Here is an 18,737-nt window from a genome sequence, read left to right as displayed (position 1 = left end):
ATTACGCAACTCTTAAAGTGGCATAGTAACACCGAAATGACTGGCATAGTCCGACCGAAATAACCAGTTTTTGTTCTTTCTCACAAATCAGTAATGATGGCTTGTCAAATTTAACTTCTGTCAACGGCACGGTGGTGATAGAAGAAAACTGGTAAAGTTTGCCATTTCCTGAATTCTTCTGATAGTTATTCCATAAGTCTTTTATCTCATCTAATCCCGTGTATATAGTTCGCGAATCTGTATCACTACCGGGAAGTTTAAATGCAGCAATGTCGACTCACAAACCATATGAATTTTCCAGCCTAAAATTGTCATGTGCGACTCCGTTTATGTGCTGTATTACCTTTCAGGTTTTATGGCTTAAGGAAATTTTCACAGAACAGTTGCCATGTAATGCTTATATTGAAACAACGACCCTTGTAAAGCCCACGACAAAGAGTAAATTTATGCATTGGTGAGGCTTGTCTTTCTCTGCCCCATAAAAGCCGGCCGTTAACTTCAACATATTCATTAATTAAATGCCTATTATGAGAATCTTATCTCTTATTATCCTATTCTCTTTGACCCTTAATTACGTTTATGGACAGCAGAAACACCGGGTTATCGTACTTACCGATATTGAGGCTGACCCTGATGATACGCAGTCGCTGGTTCGGTTGCTATTATATTCCAACGAAATTGATATTGAAGGAATAGTAGCAACTACTTCGTGCTGGATGGCAGATAGGGTATATCCGCAGTCCATTACCAAAACCATTGGGGCTTATGAAAAGGTACAGCCTAACCTGATCATTCATCAGCTCGGATACCCCAGGGCAGAAACACTATATCCTTTAGTCAAGCAAGGGTTGTCGGTATATGGTATGAAAGGTGTTGGGGAAGGTATGGACTCTGAGGGTTCTGACTGGATCATTAAAATACTTGAAAAGAAAGACGACAGGCCCTTATGGATTTCGGTATGGGGTGGAGTCAACACCCTAGCTCAGGCTTTATATAAAATCGAAAAAACTAAGAGCAAAAAGGAAGTAAAACGGTTAGTAGCAAAACTTCGTGTTTATGCTATTTCTGATCAGGATGACAGCGGTATTTGGATTAGAAATAACTTTCCTGATTTGTTTTACATCGTATCACCAGGCGATGATTACAGTAATGCTACATGGACAGCGATCAATGCTTCTTACATGAATGGGATCGATCATACAAAAATTGGCAATAGCTGGATAGCCCAAAATATTCAGCAAGGGCATGGATCTCTAGGAGCAAGTTACCCTGATGTGGCCTGGGGAATGGAGGGGGATACTCCGGCCTTTCTTTTTTTGATAGCCAATGGTTTAAGTCAGCCCGAACACCCTGATTGGGGTGGGTGGGGAGGCCGTTTTGAGTTGTACAAACCGGACTTTGCTAAAATGAAAGAAGGCAACTCCATAGTGACTATTAAACCTGAAACCCGAGCTATATGGACAAATGCCGTTGATAGTTATACTCCTTATATTCCTAACGAATTTGGTCGTTCTGTAAGGCAAGACACCACAAATTATGAGGGCTTTAGGGTTACCCTTTGGCGATGGAGAGACGACTTTCAAAATGATTTCGCAGCTCGTATGGACTGGTGTATTATGTCATACGAAGAAGCCAACCATCCGCCCATTCCTGTATTATCACACCCTGAAAAAATAACGGTGAGATCTGGAGAAGGCTTCGTTTTAGATGCCATTCAAACTATCGATCCGGATGGTGATAGTTTTAGCTTTCTGTGGTTTAATTACCCTGAAGCAGGTACTTATAAAACGCTTATCAAGCCCAACGGGGCTGAGAATGTGCATATAGTGTATTTTACAGCTCCGGAAGTTGAAAACGAAGAAACGGCACACTTCATACTGAAAGTAACGGATAGAGGAGTACCTCAATTATCAAGTTATAAAAGGGTAATAGTGAGTATTCAACCAAAATGATTAAGTGAGTCTGACATGTAAGGGGGTATAGAGAGCCGGACCGGGAGAAAGATTTACAACCGGAATTTTTGTTGAGTACATGATGACTAGGCGCAAGCCATGCTTGCGCCAGAGATTAATGTAATTTTATTTTAGCATGTACATATACTTATCCTTGTTTTCGGCAATAACCCAAATATTAATAATCAGAAGAACCAGCCCCATACCTACACCGGCAGGATCATGAGTGAGGTGATGAACAACGATACCCACTGTAATCGGAAAAATCACAATGGCACCCAAAGCTCTTGTTTTAGGTATGGCTATTAAAACACCTCCTACTATTTCGCCCAGGGCAACTAATGGCATCAGCCACTTAATAGTCATGAAAGCACCAAATATCTTCATGGTTTCTTCCGGCATGTCTTCCGGCATGGGCATATAATTAAAGAATTTGTTTAAGCCAGCGTTTACCATCATCAATCCAAAGAGAATGGTAAGGACTAATAGAATTTTGTTCTTCATGTTTGTATTGTTGGTTTTAAAATACTTTTCTTAGGTCACAATGAGCATTTTTCATTGAAAAGTAGTGATATCCGGTTCAATGAGAAAACCATTTATCAAAAATGTAAGGTCGTTTGAATGAAGCTTCAGGCAGGTCAAAACTCTGTTACCCGCCTAATCCTGCGAACTTAATCCCTGTTAGTTCAGCCATATCTTTCTTCCAGGTGGTGATGTCCTTCTGGTTGAATTGATTCAGGTGGTTGTGCCCACAGGCCCTCGCCATTACTTTCATCAGCTCCGTGGAGGCAATGAAGAAATTATATAGCTGATTAGCTGATTTATCAATGTTTATAAGCTTCCTGAGTTCTGGCTTTTGAGTCGCTACACCTGAGGGGCAATTATTGGTATTGCACATTCGTGCAGCGATGCAACCTATGGATTGCAAGGCAGCGTTTGATAAAGCTATGCCATCTGCGCCCAAAGCCAGTGCCTTTATGAAATCGTCAGGAACCCGAACTCCTCCTGTAATGATCAGAGTGACATCTTCACGCCCTACCTTATTTAAATAATGTCTGGCTCTTGCCAAAGCAGGAATAGTAGGTACCGAAATATTGTTTCTGAATATTAATGGAGCAGCCCCTGTTCCACCACCTCTACCATCCAAAATAATATAGTCAGCGCTTGCGTCCAGTGCAAATTGTATATCTTCTTCAATGTGGTTGGCGGACAGTTTAAAGCCAATGGGAATGCCGCCTGTAATCTCCCGAACCTGATCTGCAAAATTTTTGAAGTCTTCTACAGTATGTAAGTCGGCAAAGGTTGGTGGGGATATAGCCGCAGTACCTACTTTCAAGTTTCGCACGGCAGCTATTTTTTCAGTTACCTTGTTGCCAGATAAGTGTCCACCTGTACCGGTCTTTGCCCCCTGGCCGCCTTTAAAATGGAAGGCCTGTACCCTTTTCAGCTTGTCCCAATCGAAACCAAATTTGGCAGATGCCAGCTCATAAAAATATTTGGAATTAGCCTGCTGTTCTTCCTCCAGCATGCCACCTTCACCAGAACAGATACCGGTTCCGGCCAATTCAGCCCCTTTTGATAAGGAAATTTTAGCTTCCTCGGATAGAGCGCCAAAACTCATATCCGAGACAAAAAGAGGAATATCCAATTTCAAAGGTTTCTTAGCATTAGGGCCTATGATTAACTCGGTACCTACAGGTATATCTTCCATTAAAGGCTTAGTAGCCAGTTGTGCAGCCAACACTTGGATGTCCTTCCATTGTGGTAGGTCCGGAATGGGTACTCCCATGGCACCCATTTCTCCATGATGCCCTGTTTTAGTTAAACCATCCCTGGCCAATGCCTTGATATAGGCCAGCGTTGGCTCCTCCCTGGTGGAGCCATTACCCGATGGGGCGGGGTTTGTAGAATTGTCTTCTTCTTTTAATTTGGCATGTGTGCCATCGCAATAAGGAGGCGTATGGGTGTGTTTACACATGCATAAATAAGCATCTCCTGACTCCTCAGCCGTGAATTTTACAGGAGTAATATCCGTAGTTCTATGTGCTCCATCACAGTAAGGTTGATTATTACTCCGCCCACAGGCACACCAGTATTGTTCCTCTCCTTTTTTTAATTCTACTTTTTTAGGTTTTTTGTCTGCTATTTTGGGCTTACTCATAGTGTTAGGGGTTATTTGATCTCTTCTTTTCCATCGCTGTGTAAAGCAAACCGCCCTTTGTCTTTGGGATGAACTACTTCCGTTTCGGTCCACGGCCAGCCGCCAAATTGTGTTCGCCCATACTCTCTCATGGTTTCCTGAATTTCTTCATGGGTGTTCATCACAAATGGGCCATGTTGCACTACCGGCTCATTTATGGGCTTGCCTTCCAGTATTAAAAAATAAGATTCTTCAGACCCGTTGCTAATCTCTATATTTTCATCAGGCACAAGTTCGATAAGATGACGCGATCCTACTTTTCGGCTATCTATTTCAACTTCTCCGCCTTTATAGAAGAAAATTGACCTGTTGGCTTCGGGAAGGGTCTTTGGTAAAACCCATGAGGCTCCAGCTTCCATTTTTACGGTATAAATGCCCACAGCATTAGCTGGGTTAGCAGCCCAGGAGTCAGGCGTGGTATCAAGAGCATCTACATTATCAATGCTCCCGGCTATGATCTGAACAGTGGTTGACTTTCCAGATTCATCCTGGAGGCTAACTACGGGAATATCCTCACGCCACAGCATTTTAAAATGTGGTTCTACCAGTTTGGATGCCTTGGGAAGGTTAAGCCATATCTGGAAAATTTCTAAAGGATTACCATCTTTTTCGTTGATTAAAGGAAACATTTCAGAGTGCTGGATTCCCCTTCCGGCTGTCATCCATTGCACATCACCAGCCATAAAGCGACCGGCAGCCCCCAGAGAGTCGGAGTGATCAACTACACCTTCTTTATTAATGGTAATGGTTTCAAAACCTCGATGAGGGTGATATGGAAAACCAGGGATATTTGTTCCATGATACATTCTCCACCCGTCTTTCAGTGTGAAATCCTGACCTACATTTCTACCGCGGAGTAACTCAAAATCTACTCCCATTTTTGAGTTTCCGGTAGGGTACTCATCTCTGTGGTAGGCACAAAACAGAAACGGATCTTGGGTTTTCCAGGGAAAACCCAGTGGTTCAATATTTAATATTTTACTCATTGATGTAATAGCTTAACGCGTCTGATGGGCACTTGTTTACCTGATTTTTTTAATTGTTCACCGGCAGCATACTCTATAGCTATCGATGGGGGTGCTTCTGGGCTGTAGACTTTGGGCAGTGTGCCGACATACGGGTAAAGTTTCGGTTGCCATTTTTGGTGATTTCACCGTTGGAATATGCTTTAGTCATGGGCCTAAAAGTTTGTAATATCAAATTACCATACTTATTGTTTGTGATGCATTCATCTAGATTAATTAACGATATGAGTTAGGGAACAGTGGCCATTTTTTTTCTGATCGTACTCAGTGCTTGAGGGGTAATGCCTAAGTAGGTAGCAATCATATGTTGAGGTATCCGGTTAGGCAGTTCAGGGTAAGTCTTCAAAAAATAGGTGTATCTGTCTATTGCCGGAGCGCTCATGAGCATCAATACCCTACGTTGCAGAACCCCAAGTCTTTTATACAAAAGTTGCGTGTTTTTATGTACAGCTTCTTTGCTCAAAGATGTCTGAAAAAAGCAATCCTTGTCAAATATAACCACCTCTGAGTCTTCCAGACAGTCGATGAAAAGCTCTACAGGTTTATTGAATTCAATGGACTCTACGTCCGCAATAATCCACCCTTCAGGCGCAAAAATGAAGATGTGCTCCTTTCCCTTGCTGTCAATAATGTAGCTTCTCAACAGACCTTTTTTTACATAGAAAGCTGACACATTTATATCTCCTTCCCGCTGCAATACATGTCCCTTTTTAAAGACCTTCTCCCTTGCATTCGGATCAATATCTAATATATACTGTAAAGTTTCCATTGAGGTCTAACTCTCGTCTAAGACTATACCAGATTAAGTACTGGCATGATGTTATTCTAAATATACCCATTTTCTTACCATCTACCAGTTACATGTTTTGCCATTGAGCCCTGATCATACACACATTATAAGCTGTGTTTACATGAGTACTAATGCTTGCTGATTTTACTTGGAGTATATAAAAAGTCCTTATGAACTATCGTTACCAGTATTTGCAAATACATATGGAATTGCAATTTCTAACATTGTGCCAAAAGAGGTGTTATTCTAAAAGGAGAATTAAATGGAAAATTTTCGACATCATTAAGAAATGCATGATCAAAATGTCGGACGGTGAAATATACCTAAGGGGGTTGATAAGATTGTAAATACTCCTGAATTTGTTTAGGGAGCTCTGCTCCAGATTTAAGAAAGGTGATGAATTCAAATCAGGAATAACAGAAGAGTCAGACCAATGATAAAATTTTTGAACTATGAAGAAGATGACATGTAGACAGCTTGGTGGAGCTTGCGACCTGGAGTTCCGCGCTGATACCTTTGAAGAAATTGCTGAAATAAGCAAAAAACATGGAACTGAAATGTTTCAAAAGGGTGATGAGGTACACCTTAAAGCAATGGAAGGGATGAAGGAGTTGATGAAGGATACTGCGAAAATGCAGGAATGGTTTGAGCGTAAAAGAAGAGAATTTGACTCCCTTCCGGATATCGATGAATCAAAATAGTTACCGCAAAGTATTTTAGCATTTAGTAGGGAAGAAGGCATTAGTGGTCTCCAATTTTTGTTAATTGGTGAGATGTGCGATCATTGGGAGTTGGAGAGTTTTTTTGAACTAAAATAAAGGTAGATATGACCTAACTCATGATTTATTTGGCTAAAGGGTATATCTTTGCCAGTAAATAAAGATCAACTCTTAACGTGAAGCGGTTAAAACAAGGCATTTTATGGATAACGATATTGGGCTCGTTATTATATTCCCTTGCGTTGCCTGTTATTTGGCTTGACTATCAGGTCAATAAAGACTTTATAGCAAAGGTATTTTGTATTAACAAAGATAAGCCTGAGCTGAAGTGTAACGGAAAGTGTTATCTCGCAAAAAAATTAAAAAAAGCCAAGAAGCAGCAGGAAGATCAAACTGCAGAGCTACGGCAGGTATCCTTAGCATTAGCTGTTACAGCGCTGGCTACATTTACGTTTAATACTTTCGCTGAAGAACCGCTGCAGCATTTTGGCGAGGTTAACAACTTATACAACTTTCATTTCCTTTCTGAAATTTTTCATCCCCCTATAGTTTAGGTGATTCCATAGCTTTTTTCTCCATAAAATAGCTTGTTTATCAAGCCTTAAGGGGAGAGCTATGCCTAATACTTCAACTTAATAAATATAGAAATACATAATTGGCCATAATACAAAGGTCATACTCATCAGTATGAATAAAGGAATCTCACTGCTGAAGTTTTGAACCTTGGCTATTCTGTGCCCAGACAAGTTTGGGGACAGGTTATGGCCGTAGAAAAATCGAACTGAATTGACATGAAAATACTTTTTAAACAATTATTTCTTATTGCTTTTACCATTGTATTGTTTTCGGCTTGCTCTGAAGACGATGACCCTAAAATAACGGTTGATATCTCGGACCTTGAACTATTACATGAGGAGGTGACCGACACTGATCTGATAGTACAGGTTTACAGCAATGAGCAAGCTTTTTCAGGTTACAATCAACTGTACTTCTTGCTGAAAAAAGCATCTGATAATATGCTGATTGAAAACGCAACCATCACCATAATGCCAATGATGGATATGACAGAACATTCGCATAGTGCACCCACTATTCAGCCGTATGTAAGTGAGGAGCGTAGGGGGCTGCAGCAAGGAGCGGTTATATTCACTATGCCGAGTGGTGATATGGGTAAATGGACGCTTAGTGTAAAAGTAGCAGGGTTGGAAAACGGACAAGAGATTGCATTTGATTTTGAAGTTCCTGTTATTTCAAAAGAGGCAACTTACCAGGCTCAGGACGTCAAATACCAGACATTATTCAAAAAGGTGATCAACAACCAGAGATACTTCTTTGCTTACCATTTACCTGAAGGCAAGCCAGCCATAGGAGTAAATGACTTCGAGGTTTACGTATACAAACAATTAGATATGATGACTTATGAAGCGGTTGATGGTCTCACTATAAGCATTGAACCGGAAATGCCGAGCATGGGTCATGGCTCTCCAAACAATGTAGATCCCATAGGAAAAGGCAATGGACGCTATGCAGGAAGTGTAAATTTCAGTATGAGCGGTGATTGGGCCATATGGCTTACTATAGCGCAAGGGGGCGAAGTTGTGCTGACTGATGCTGCATTCTACCTTGAATTTTAATGATCATATCTCCCAGGCACAGTTTAGTGCCTGGGAAGATAAAATCTAAGGTTATGAGATATTCATATATAATCTTGATTATCCTGATCAGCGCTGCCAGAGTAGTGGCACAAACTGCCGAGCAGGAACAGGGATATTTGAAAACGATGCACCTTGACGAGATACAAATCTATGTTGGCAAGGATACCGCAGCAGACCATGCTATTCACGATCAGCAATTTGTGGCTGTTGAGCAAATCCTGGAGAAAAACAGCTCCATTAACCTGGTGCGTAGAGGAAATTTTGCCATGGAGCCTATGATCAACGGAATGTCGGGCGGGCAAATTAACCTGACAATAGACGGTATGAAGCTTTTTGGTGCTTGTACCGACCGAATGGACCCCGTGAGTGCCTATGTGGAGACTGTAAATATGGAAAAACTGGAAGTAACTACAGGGGCGGAAGGTAGTAAGCATGGCTCCACCGTAGGAGGCTCAGTAAACCTGAGGCTTAAGCAGCCTGAAATGAGGGTAAATAAATCATTGAAAGGTGCCGCAGGCTTAAATTATCAGAGCATTTCGCAGGGCTATAATGCTTTTTATAATTTAGATTATAGCAGCAACAATCTGGGGTTACGGTATTCAGGAGTTTATCGCCATCATGGTATTTATAAGGATGGGCATCACCAGGAGGTCAACTTCTCTCAATATGAAAAAATGAACCATGCGTTGAATGGGAATTATAGGCTTGCTGAAGATAAAAAGCTCATTTTTGGTTTCATATGGGATGATGCCTGGGATATTGGTTACCCTGCTTTGCCGATGGATGTGGCTTTTGCAAAAGCTCGCATCTATAAGCTGGGCTTTGAGCAGGAAAATCTGTCGGAGCAATGGAAAAAGCTTAATATTATGGCATACGGTAATAATATCACGCACGAAATGGACGATTCGCAACGTGATGTGATCATCAGAATGGATATGCCCGGTTGGAGCAATACCTATGGTCTCAATATGGATACGGACTGGAAGCTAGGCTCTCATTTCTTAAAAGCCAGAACAGAATTTTTCCGTAACGATGTACGGGCTGAAATGACCATGTATCCGAATGAGGGAGTTTCGATGTTCATGCTTACCTGGCCTGATGCTGTACGAACAGCCGGTGGACTATTCCTGCAGGATCGTATTCCATTTGGACGGTGGATATGGAGTAACTCATTGCGGGTAGATGTAGCTCATAACGAGATTAAGAGTAAAATAGGTATGGCTCAATTGGAGGTTTTGGACTACGAGTATGATGGGTCTGATGTAAGAACCGCATTAAACTTTAGCAGTACGCTTATGGTGCCTGCCGGCCAATATTGGCAGGCAGAGTTTACTGGTGCTTACGCCGAACGGTTTCCTACAGTTACTGAGCAGTTTGGGTTCTTCTTGTTTAACAGTCAGGATGGCTATGATTATGTAGGAGACCCATCCCTGGACAATGAAAAAGCATGGCAGTTTACCTCAGGCTTATATCTGAAAAAAGATGGCTTTCAGGTAAATTTCAAGGCTTTTGGCTACTATTTTAAGGGTTACATAGTTGGACGGGTTGACGAAACTATTGATGCCATGACCTTGGGAGCACGGGGAGTAAAAGTTTATGAAAACCTGAGCCATGCATGGGTGACTGGCCTCAATTCAGATTGGACAGTGAAGGTAACAGATAATATAGTTTATAACGGAGTGGCAGAATATACCTTGGGAGAATTGAAGGGAGGAGATAAGCTGCCTATGCTGGTACCCCTGGGATTGACCAATGTACTGATGTATAAGTACAAGACTTTTGGGGCGGAAGTAGGGTATGAGTTTGTGGACGGTCGTGACCAGGAGAATAAATGGTCTGGAGAGATGCCTTCGGATGATTATCATGTTTTTAATGCTAAAGTAGTCTATCAGCAGTTGCTGGGAGAGTATGCGATCAAATGGCAGCTAGGGATAGACAACATCTTTGACGTTGCTTATCGCCATCCGCTGGACTGGGGTGGTATACTCAGGCCTGGAAGGAGTGTGAATATAGGGGTGAGTTGTCATTTTTAGGAGGTACATGCTTGGAGATATGAAGGTTGTCGTGTTTCCAAGTAACCTCGCTCATTACATCGTCATTCCAGTTGTGAGTTGCTTTTTAAACCAGTGAATAGATGTGAGAGGCTTAGTTTTTTTTGGTTTCTAAATCTTTTTTAAGTAAAATGTGTACGCGATTTAGTACCATTAGAAGAGTTAACCCAAACAGTACAAGTAGGAAGCAGTTTATTGCCAATAAGGATTGCTTAAGGTATATGTAGCCGTACCCAAAATTAAATTCCGCTGAATATAATAGCAATGTTAAAACTAAAAATATGGATAATACAATATTGAATGATATATTAATATGAATTTCTTTTACAAAGACTTTTTTTAATTCATTATCTTCAAAATCTGCATCAGTTCGAATTTTATCAATTTGACTATAAATAATGGCTAGTAAATTGAAAAGAAAACCTCCAAAAATGGAGATGGCTGCAATTAAATTGTTAACATGCTTGCTCAAATCAAAGTCTAGAAATATAGAAATTGCAGCAATTAAAATCGGTAAAACAATGAAGAGAATAAAGTCCCAAAAATATATCTTCTTTGATTTGCTGCCAAGCCTTCTAAGTGTTCTGAAATGATCAATAATGATCTTACCTATGTTAATTCTGGACAACATGGTTAGGGTTAATGTTAATTATATCCCGAACTAATTCAATAGATTGAGCAAGAAGGGATGCTGTGGTTGGTTGACCATTTTCAAACTCTAAGTCATTGGTTACATCAATATCGGGTTGAATTTTATGTCTTTGAGCCACATAAAAGCTTTTTTTCTTCCCATCAAGCTCTAATTCAAATTCAACTTCATCAAATTCATCGTCAATTCCGGCAATCTCGATCCGTTCCCTCCTTGGGTTTGTAAATAAACGATCAACAAATTCTTTAAAGGTTTGCGGGAGTCCCTTGGGGGACATCATTGAGGTTTTTAATGTTCCTGGTATTTGATTCAGATTCCCTCCATTTTGATAATACTGCTCTATAGATGCTGGAATTCTTCTTTTAATTAAATCAACTTTGTTTAGCTTCCCATTGGTCATCATATGTCTGTAAACTTGACCATGGAGGATATTGTTAACATGAACCTTATAAATTTGATACCCCCGCTCTTTTAGATAGCGGTTTAACGATTTATCTAAAAGCCCTTTAATTCCAAATTTTGATTTTCTTTGAAGCACTAAGGCTGCACTGTCTCTATTTCTTGGCATTGATACATAAAAAAAAATGTCCCTATACGCTGCATGGTTCCGTTCAACGCTTAGCAACTCATTTTGTGTTTGCACATCTTTAATTTTGTATTGATCGCCACTGATCCCTGAAGAAAAGAAACCATAAGCTGTTCTATCATTTCTGTTTAGGCTATGAGGTGTGTCTAAGGTTAAGTGTTTAGTTGAATTGTCAGAAGCTTCTGAAACTGCACCTATATTTTCGTAAATATGATTTAAAAAGTTGTCAAAAAAATCTATGAAATCATCAGTGCCATTAAAGTGACTGAGGATTTGGTCGTTGCTGCTATTGTCTCTTATCTTAAGAAGATATGTTGAAAGGAGAATTCTTTCCATTTACAGGTATTTCGTTATAAAACTTTAAAAGTAATGTGGTTATTATATATAGTGTGACACTACAATCATATTAATAGTTAGTAAAATCTATTTGCAAAACTTTCCCAGTAGTACGATTTATTTTCCGAATTTCTAAAGCTAGCTTAAGGAAATCTGTCTGTCAATACCCAACCTTGGGTATTTTGAGGAGCAGGTTTGGGTATAACATCTAAAGTTTTGGGCATGAAAATTATAGCTATACGTTATCTTCAAAGAGGCGTATGTTTTTCTTTTACTTTCTGTTTGGCTTTGAAGTACACGCGGAAAGTTGTGCCTTTGTCCTCTTCGCTGTCTACTTCGACATAGCCGCCAAGCGTAACGGCTTGTGTTTTGACGAGGTACAACCCCATGCCTTTTCCCTGAGCATGTTCATGGAACTGAGAATACAAAGTGAAGAGTTTGTCTCCAGCCATGGAAAGATCAATTCCAATGCCATTGTCAGTTATTGACAGGCATATATAATCTCCTTTGACCTCAGTACTAACTTTAATTACAGGCGCCCTGTCCGGGTGCCTGTATTTTATGGCATTGCTAATGAGGTTGATCAAAATACTTTCAAAGTAAGGCTTAACTGTATTGATGCTTAGGCAAGCAGAAAAGTCCTCTTCAAACCTGGTGTGGGTCTCCTCAATTTCCTTGTCCAGGTGTACTTTTATTAATTCCAGCTCTTCACTGATATTAATATTACTGATTATAGAGGTATTGTTTTTCTTAATGTCCAGGATAAGTGAGAGATCTTTTACCACCTGGTCACATTCTTTGGTGGCTTTCACAAGCTTGTTTGATATCTCCTTTGTTTCTTCGATATTGTTACCTTCGGTTAGCTTTAGCAGTCGGCCGAGGCCCAGTATTCTGGCAATGGGTGCGCGCAGGTTATGAGCCGCCAGGAATGTGAATTGCTCCAACTGTTGACTATAATCTACCAGGACCTTTGTCCGGCTTTTTACTTCACTTTCCAGCCATTCATTCTGTTGTTTTATCTCTTCATTCTGCTCTTCAATGGTACGTTGACTGGCAACAAGCGCTTTTGTCCTTTCATCCACCATTATTTTTAGTAGCCTGTTGCGTTTTTTGATGCTACTCATTCTAATTCTATAATACAGAATAGTAGCACCTATCAACAAGCTAGCACCAATCAGCTTTGCCCACCAGGTTTGCCACCAGGCAGGCAATATGTTAATAATTAACGCAGCCCCCTCTTCATTCCAAAGTTGATCATTGTTGCAGGCTTTTACTTTGAAAGTGTATGTGCCTGCATCCAGGTTGGTGAAGGTAGCCGTACGCTGGTCTTCTACGTAGTTCCAGTCCCTGTCAAAGCCTTCCAGCTTGTAGGCATACTTATTTTTATTGGTTGATGTGTAATTAAGACCGACATAATTGATAGAAAAGAAATTGTATTTATGGGGTAAAGAGATTTCCCGGGTTTCCGTAATGCTGTGCTTCAGTATTTTGGTGTCATCTCCAATGGAGACGGTACGGTTAAAAAGCTTTAGGTCTGTAATGTAAACGGGTGGAGTATGCGGGTTATCCTTGAGACTGTCCGGATGGAATACATTCACTCCCGTACCTCCGAAAAACAGCCACCCCTCTTGGTTTTTAAAACAGGAGTTAGATTTAAAGTTATTGCTTAGCAAGCCATCGCTGGTATCATACTGCTTAAAAGAATTGTTTTCAGGGTTAAACCGGACAATGCCATCATTGGTACTTAGCCAGAGGTTGCCGTTGTCATCTTCAAGTATGCCGTTGATAACATTGTTGGAGAGTCCTTGTTCTGTAGTATACTTTTTTATAAACTCATTATCAATGATCAGGTGTAAGCCCTCAGTGGTTCCCACCCAGACTCGTCCTTTTCGGTCTTCGGTAATGCAGCCCACCAGCCCGCCTACCAGCTCGGTACCATTGTTTAGATGCTCTCCGAATCGGGTTATTTCGCCCGTATCGGGGTTAAACCAGGTTAGTTCATCTATGGTGCCTACCCAAATGGTCTGCCGGCTGTCTTCGTATATCGTACGGATGTAATTGTTAACCTCAATATCTGTGGTGTGTTTTTTGAAAATGCCTTTATTCTTGTCTGTCAGTACATTGATTCCTCCATAGGTGCCTAAGAGCATCCGGTGCTTTCGAGATTCCTCATGGATAGAAAATACATTGGGATCAGAAAGGCTTCCGGGGTCATTTTGATCCGGGAAGTAATTGATAAACCTACCCTTTTTCTCATCATACCGGCTTACTCCCTTGCCCCACGTACCAAACCACATTTGATGTTGCCTATCTTCATAGATACATATTACCGGATCGGTGCTAAACCCGTCTTTGGGACTTACATGTGGAAAATGTTGTGTCTTATCCCGGTCTTTCATTACAACACCGTCTTCAGTGCCAATCCAAATACGTTTTTTCGAATCCTGCCTGATTGCATTGACAACATTATTTTCCAGGTGAACATCTAGCTCAGAAAACTTGTATTTTAATTTGTCATATACACATAGTCCTCTGGAATAAGTACCTACCCAGATGCGACCATGTAAGTCTCTGTAAAGTGCGTGTATGGAATTATCAACCACCGAACTCTCGTCATATTTGTTGTTGATAAATGTTCTGATTTTGTTGGTCCGGGTATCAAGCCGGCTAAGCCCTCCATTTTCGGTTCCGATCCAGATATAATTTTCGTCCTGGCAAAGGGTGAGAATATTGTTTACACGTAGGCCGGTTGACGGATCACCGGATTGTACGGTATAGTTCGTGAAGTTATCAGTGGAAGTTTCCATTTTGCTCAGTCCATGCTTTGTAGCTATCCAGATGTTTCCCCGGGTATCTTTGATGGCTTGATGAAAATCTTTGCTAATAATACTGTTGGGGTCCGAGTCATCCGGTTGATAACTTATGGTTGAGTTGTCATTTGCATTCCATTTGAAAAAGCCCGTACTATTTACCCCTAACCAAAAAATATTTTCAGTCTCGGGGATGAAAGCAGATATTGTGGTTTTTGAAGAAAAGATATTGTAATGCAGCCACTCTCCTGTGGTACGGTCGAGCTTTGCAGCAAAGGCTGTGGGCCATTGTATACCTGCAATCCAGAGATTATTGTCAGCATCTTCTGTGATCTGACTGACCTCGCAGTTGTACGAATAAGCTTCAATACGGCTGAAGCTGTCCTGCTCCCGGTCGTAGGTATGCAGGCCGCCGTTGGAGGTGCTCACCCAAAGCAAGCCTTCACTATCTTCGTAAAGGCTTAGAATCGAATTTCGTAGTAGTGTACTAGAGTCGTTAGAGTTGTTGCGATATACGGTGTATTCATAGCCATCGAACCGGTTCAACCCATCCGATGTACCTATCCACATGAACCCTCGCGAATCCTGCAAAATAGAAGTAATGGTGGAGTTATAAAGCTTGGTGCTTTCATTAGGTCTGCTGAATTTGATTTTTTCCAGCGAAAACTGAGCCATGGAAGTCGTTGCCTGAATACAAGCAAGCAATAAATATATGATATGGTATATTTTGCTCATTTCAAGTAAAGACTCCGTGCTTAGAAGCTATAATCTTTTAACCTTCCTAAGAAGTAAAATGCAACATCTGCCTGAGGCAAACTCCTGCTATCATGCTATAAGTTTTGGTCGGAACCTCAACAGGGTCAATTCTTATTTAATTTAATGCATAATTCTGTCATTAAAAACTTTTAAAACAGGCAATTACTTATAAATACTTCATAAGTTTAATCTTGAAGCCCGGGTTGAAAAGATCTGGGCTTTTTTGTGAAACCATAAGCTCAACAGAGAGTATCTTTGATCAGGCACAATGAGAGTTCTGTTTATGTTTTTTACGGTTGTTGCAACATTTGCAAATGCTCAGGTTATTTCACCTGAAAGGTTAATATTGGGGTGCGATTTTCACAAACTAAACCATAGTCAAGCGGATAGTGTATTGTTGCTAAACTCTTATAAAGAGCCTCAAAAGAGCTTTAGGTCAATAAAATGGAGGGATGGTTCTTCAGCACCTTTGTTTAGGTTTGGTATGTGTAGTGGATAAACCCATTAATTGTATAGATTATCACTTTCGTAGCACTTCTTGTAAATACCTTATCGATCACTTGCAGTTATTTGTGTATAAAACAAGGGATATAATGAGGTGTCACATCTCTAAATCTATAGGAGAACCAATATTCTTTTTTGATAAGGCGAAAGGCTTTTCTCTCAAAACTATTGAAGTTACAGATCAGCTTTTGCATGAAATCCCCGACCGTTTCTTTCCATCTCTCTTTCAGGAGTTAATTGAAAAAGAGCTTGAAATCAGATCCTTTTTCAGGATGGTTCTCTTCAAACCGAATTGCCTTAAAATCTTAGCACTTTCCACAAGCGGTGTAGAAAGTTTCAACCGGACAGCCAACGGTCGGGGCCGGCTCTTCGCATATAATACAGGACTCAATGGTTGCACCACCATAGATGGTATGGGCATCCTGGTCATTAAGGTTGGTTATAAAGCTTTGTACTTTTAAGGCGTTCAGGTTTAGATTATGTTTTTTCATCAGTCTTTTGGTTTTGTAATTATACTTGCACTATTGTTTTAACTTTTGCATGCTTCGCTCTCCAAACTCTGCTTTCTGATCAGTGGTTTATTTAGTTTTAAAATACTTTATTGTTGCACGAAATCCAAGTACAAACCTATGCTATAGCACAAAAAAGTATGGTGTTAAAAGCGAATGTCTACACTTTTGTGGTCTATTTACAATTTGCGCGTTACCCAAAATACCCGTACCATAATGTGCTTTAGTGAGGTAAAACTAAAAAGGGCCCTTTCCTGATAGCTTTCTTAAAAGATGGTACGGTCAGTCAGATGAATAGAGTTTGGATTTTGATCCGGGTGTTGAGTAGTTTGTTTCTTCGCAACGCTACCTTGAATAATTAAAAATAGAAGTGCTAAATTGGTAATAGTCAATTTCACCTATAAAATTCAGATCATGAAGAGATCTTTGAAATTCCTTTTAGTCATATGCATCATACTACCTTGGGGTAGCTGTAAAGTAAATGATCAATCTTCAGGGGGGAGACCACCCAATAGCCAATCGGGGACACCAGATCATAAGGCGGTAACTACAGGGTATTCTGATTGTGACTTTGGAGTTAAAATCTTCAATGAACATGCTACTGGGAGGATTATTGATGATCTCAATGAAATTAAGTCCAGATATGGAAGCCTGCCTTCGGAACTTAAGGAACTGTATCCTGCAGCGAGGGCTTCCTGGAATGCTGCCTTGAGTAGCCTCAAACACTCCTACGCCAAAGACTATCAGGCCGACCTTCCTGATTATAGGGGCCCATTCGAAGACTGGAGAAACCATAATTTGAGCGATGATCAGAAGTTCTTTTTGGTGCTTACAGAGTTGAGGTACGGACCATATCCGGCAACCTCGCTGGATTTGGCAAAACGAGGAGCGTGGGCTGAAAAAGCAAATATCAGTGAAAGACTGAATGCCCATATCCGTGTTGCTCTGCATGGCAACTGCCAACCGGTTGTGGCTTATAAAGTAAAGGACTTGCTCAACCCGAAGATGCTTCCACAAGATTTAGAAAACGCTCTAGACTGATTAGGTTGGATAAAACCTCTTCTACCAGCGTTTGTTGTCATTAATGCTTTCGGAACTCAGGTTACTCGAAATAATGATGCTGTACAAAAGAAAAAAGGGACGGAAAAAAACAGTAGTTCTATAATACACTCTTTGCAGAAGTCGCTGGAAAGCACGGGTACAAAACTCTCCGTGAAAGTAGACTCCACCTGGCAGGAGCGCATCAGTGCTTTCATTATATTTTACTGCTTACCCAATCTACTATTCAATACCTGGAATCAAGGGGTGAGCTAAGAGACAGGTATGAAATGCTAGCTTGGCTAATTCACCGGTAAGCTAAATATGGTACTGATACTTCGGAGTCTCGAAAAGTAATGAGTATATTTGAAGGCCCCATTTTAAAGTAACTCTTATGTACTTATAAAGTTACTGGTTATTTAGTCCTGATTAAAAAGGATAGATCCCCATATTCTATCTTGTTGATTTGCCCAAATGCTGCTTGAGTCAGGAGCACGGATATATGGTTTTCATACTTTTATGAATGTGATTACATGGTTCGTAATAACTGAAGCAAGCCGTCAACTTCGTAAGTTAGGTTTGTTAGAGGTAAGTTTTGGGTAGCGTGAGTATGCTTTATAAATCTATTTTTCACAATTTAAATAAAAACAAGATGAGCGTTACAACCATTTATACCATGGGAAAGTCAAGAATCGAATATGACCCTTCAGTACCTTGTTTAATAGCCAGACATATTGGGTTTGAGCTAAGCCATGAGCATAGGGAATTTCTGAACAAGGGCCTGGAGCTGCTGATAGAAAAAAAGAAAGAACAAGGAAAAATAGCCTGGGTGCCTGACCTGCGGTTGAGTGATGCCATTATGGAAGAAGACAGCATGTGGGCTGTGAATGACTGGAGCCCCCGGGCTTTGGCAGCAGGAGTTAAGCATGTGGCATTTATTTTATCGGAGGATGAATTTGCACTTGCTTCCATGGCCTCTGAAACTTATAATGATGCTATCAAAAATGATGAGCAAATGCAGGTCGGCAATTTTAGGGATGAAGAATCTGCAAAAGAATGGCTCAGGGAGTCTTTTAGTAACGAGTTGTAGCTTATAGGGCTGATGTTTAATCAGCCCGCTTGTTTACCAAGGGTTGCTGGGGGAGAACCTTTTTATG

Annotated in this window: 15 protein-coding genes; 7 read left to right on the top strand and 8 right to left on the bottom strand. The window is 40.7% G+C overall.

What is annotated here, in order from left to right; all coding sequences use genetic code 11:
* Positions 1-527 precede the first annotated feature (527 nt).
* Entirely contained in the window at positions 528-1,952 is a 1,425-nt protein-coding gene (locus tag JMN32_RS10375; protein ID WP_202856259.1) for a DUF1593 domain-containing protein, read from the top strand.
* A gap of 126 nt (positions 1,953-2,078) precedes the next feature.
* On the opposite strand, the gene JMN32_RS10370 is transcribed toward JMN32_RS10375, so the two are convergent.
* The 4 genes from JMN32_RS10370 to JMN32_RS10355 all read right to left on the bottom strand — a co-directional run bounded on the left by JMN32_RS10370 (position 2,079) and on the right by JMN32_RS10355 (position 5,946).
* Positions 2,079-2,456 (bottom strand): DoxX family protein, encoded by a 378-nt coding sequence (locus tag JMN32_RS10370; protein ID WP_202856258.1) that lies wholly within the window; start codon positions 2,454-2,456, stop codon positions 2,079-2,081.
* A gap of 145 nt (positions 2,457-2,601) precedes the next feature.
* Complete coding sequence (locus JMN32_RS10365) at positions 2,602-4,113, bottom strand: glutamate synthase-related protein (protein WP_202856257.1); 1,512 nt, start codon at positions 4,111-4,113, stop codon at positions 2,602-2,604.
* Between the two features lie 11 nt (positions 4,114-4,124).
* The gene (locus tag JMN32_RS10360) at positions 4,125-5,138 is read right to left on the bottom strand and encodes a pirin family protein (protein ID WP_202856256.1); all 1,014 of its coding nucleotides are present in this window, start codon (positions 5,136-5,138) and stop codon (positions 4,125-4,127) included.
* 268 nt (positions 5,139-5,406) lie between these two features.
* Positions 5,407-5,946, bottom strand: coding sequence for a Crp/Fnr family transcriptional regulator (locus JMN32_RS10355; RefSeq protein ID WP_202856255.1), 540 nt, complete (start codon positions 5,944-5,946; stop codon positions 5,407-5,409).
* A gap of 473 nt (positions 5,947-6,419) precedes the next feature.
* On the opposite strand from JMN32_RS10355, the gene JMN32_RS10350 reads away from it, so the two are divergent.
* The 4 genes from JMN32_RS10350 (at position 6,420) to JMN32_RS10335 (ending at position 10,374) form a co-directional block, all read left to right on the top strand.
* Positions 6,420-6,668, top strand: a complete 249-nt coding sequence (locus tag JMN32_RS10350; protein WP_202856254.1) for a DUF1059 domain-containing protein — start codon at positions 6,420-6,422, stop codon at positions 6,666-6,668.
* 194 nt (positions 6,669-6,862) lie between these two features.
* On the top strand, positions 6,863-7,240 hold the full coding sequence (locus tag JMN32_RS10345) for a hypothetical protein (protein ID WP_202856253.1): 378 nt from the start codon (positions 6,863-6,865) through the stop codon (positions 7,238-7,240).
* Between the two features lie 237 nt (positions 7,241-7,477).
* Positions 7,478-8,320, top strand: coding sequence for a FixH family protein (locus JMN32_RS10340; RefSeq protein ID WP_202856252.1), 843 nt, complete (start codon positions 7,478-7,480; stop codon positions 8,318-8,320).
* 53 nt (positions 8,321-8,373) lie between these two features.
* The gene (locus tag JMN32_RS10335; protein ID WP_202856251.1) at positions 8,374-10,374 is read left to right on the top strand and encodes a TonB-dependent receptor plug domain-containing protein; all 2,001 of its coding nucleotides are present in this window, start codon (positions 8,374-8,376) and stop codon (positions 10,372-10,374) included.
* Positions 10,375-10,486: 112 nt separating this feature from the next.
* Here the strand turns inward: JMN32_RS10335 and JMN32_RS10330 are convergent, their stop codons facing one another.
* The 4 genes from JMN32_RS10330 to JMN32_RS27725 all read right to left on the bottom strand — a co-directional run bounded on the left by JMN32_RS10330 (position 10,487) and on the right by JMN32_RS27725 (position 16,524).
* Entirely contained in the window at positions 10,487-11,023 is a 537-nt protein-coding gene (locus JMN32_RS10330; protein WP_202856250.1) for a hypothetical protein, read from the bottom strand.
* Positions 11,007-11,963: a hypothetical protein gene (locus tag JMN32_RS10325; RefSeq protein WP_202856249.1), complete on the bottom strand. Its 957-nt coding sequence runs from the start codon at positions 11,961-11,963 to the stop codon at positions 11,007-11,009. Before JMN32_RS10325 ends, JMN32_RS10330 begins: the two co-directional genes overlap by 17 nt.
* Positions 11,964-12,211: 248 nt before the next feature.
* Positions 12,212-15,508, bottom strand: a complete 3,297-nt coding sequence (locus JMN32_RS10320) for a sensor histidine kinase (protein WP_202856248.1) — start codon at positions 15,506-15,508, stop codon at positions 12,212-12,214.
* Between the two features lie 830 nt (positions 15,509-16,338).
* Positions 16,339-16,524 (bottom strand): pinensin family lanthipeptide, encoded by a 186-nt coding sequence (locus JMN32_RS27725; protein WP_202856247.1) that lies wholly within the window; start codon positions 16,522-16,524, stop codon positions 16,339-16,341.
* A 432-nt stretch (positions 16,525-16,956) separates the two neighbouring features.
* Between JMN32_RS27725 and JMN32_RS10310 the strand changes: the two genes are divergently transcribed.
* On the top strand, positions 16,957-17,583 hold the full coding sequence (locus JMN32_RS10310) for a hypothetical protein (protein WP_202856246.1): 627 nt from the start codon (positions 16,957-16,959) through the stop codon (positions 17,581-17,583).
* A gap of 649 nt (positions 17,584-18,232) precedes the next feature.
* Positions 18,233-18,670: a hypothetical protein gene (locus JMN32_RS10305; RefSeq protein ID WP_202856245.1), complete on the top strand. Its 438-nt coding sequence runs from the start codon at positions 18,233-18,235 to the stop codon at positions 18,668-18,670.
* Positions 18,671-18,737: the final 67 nt, after the last annotated feature.

The sequence above is a fragment of the Fulvivirga marina genome, from assembly GCF_016775155.1.
Lineage (GTDB): Bacteria > Bacteroidota > Bacteroidia > Cytophagales > Cyclobacteriaceae > Fulvivirga > Fulvivirga marina.
This window is presented reverse-complemented; position numbering and strand designations above follow the sequence as displayed.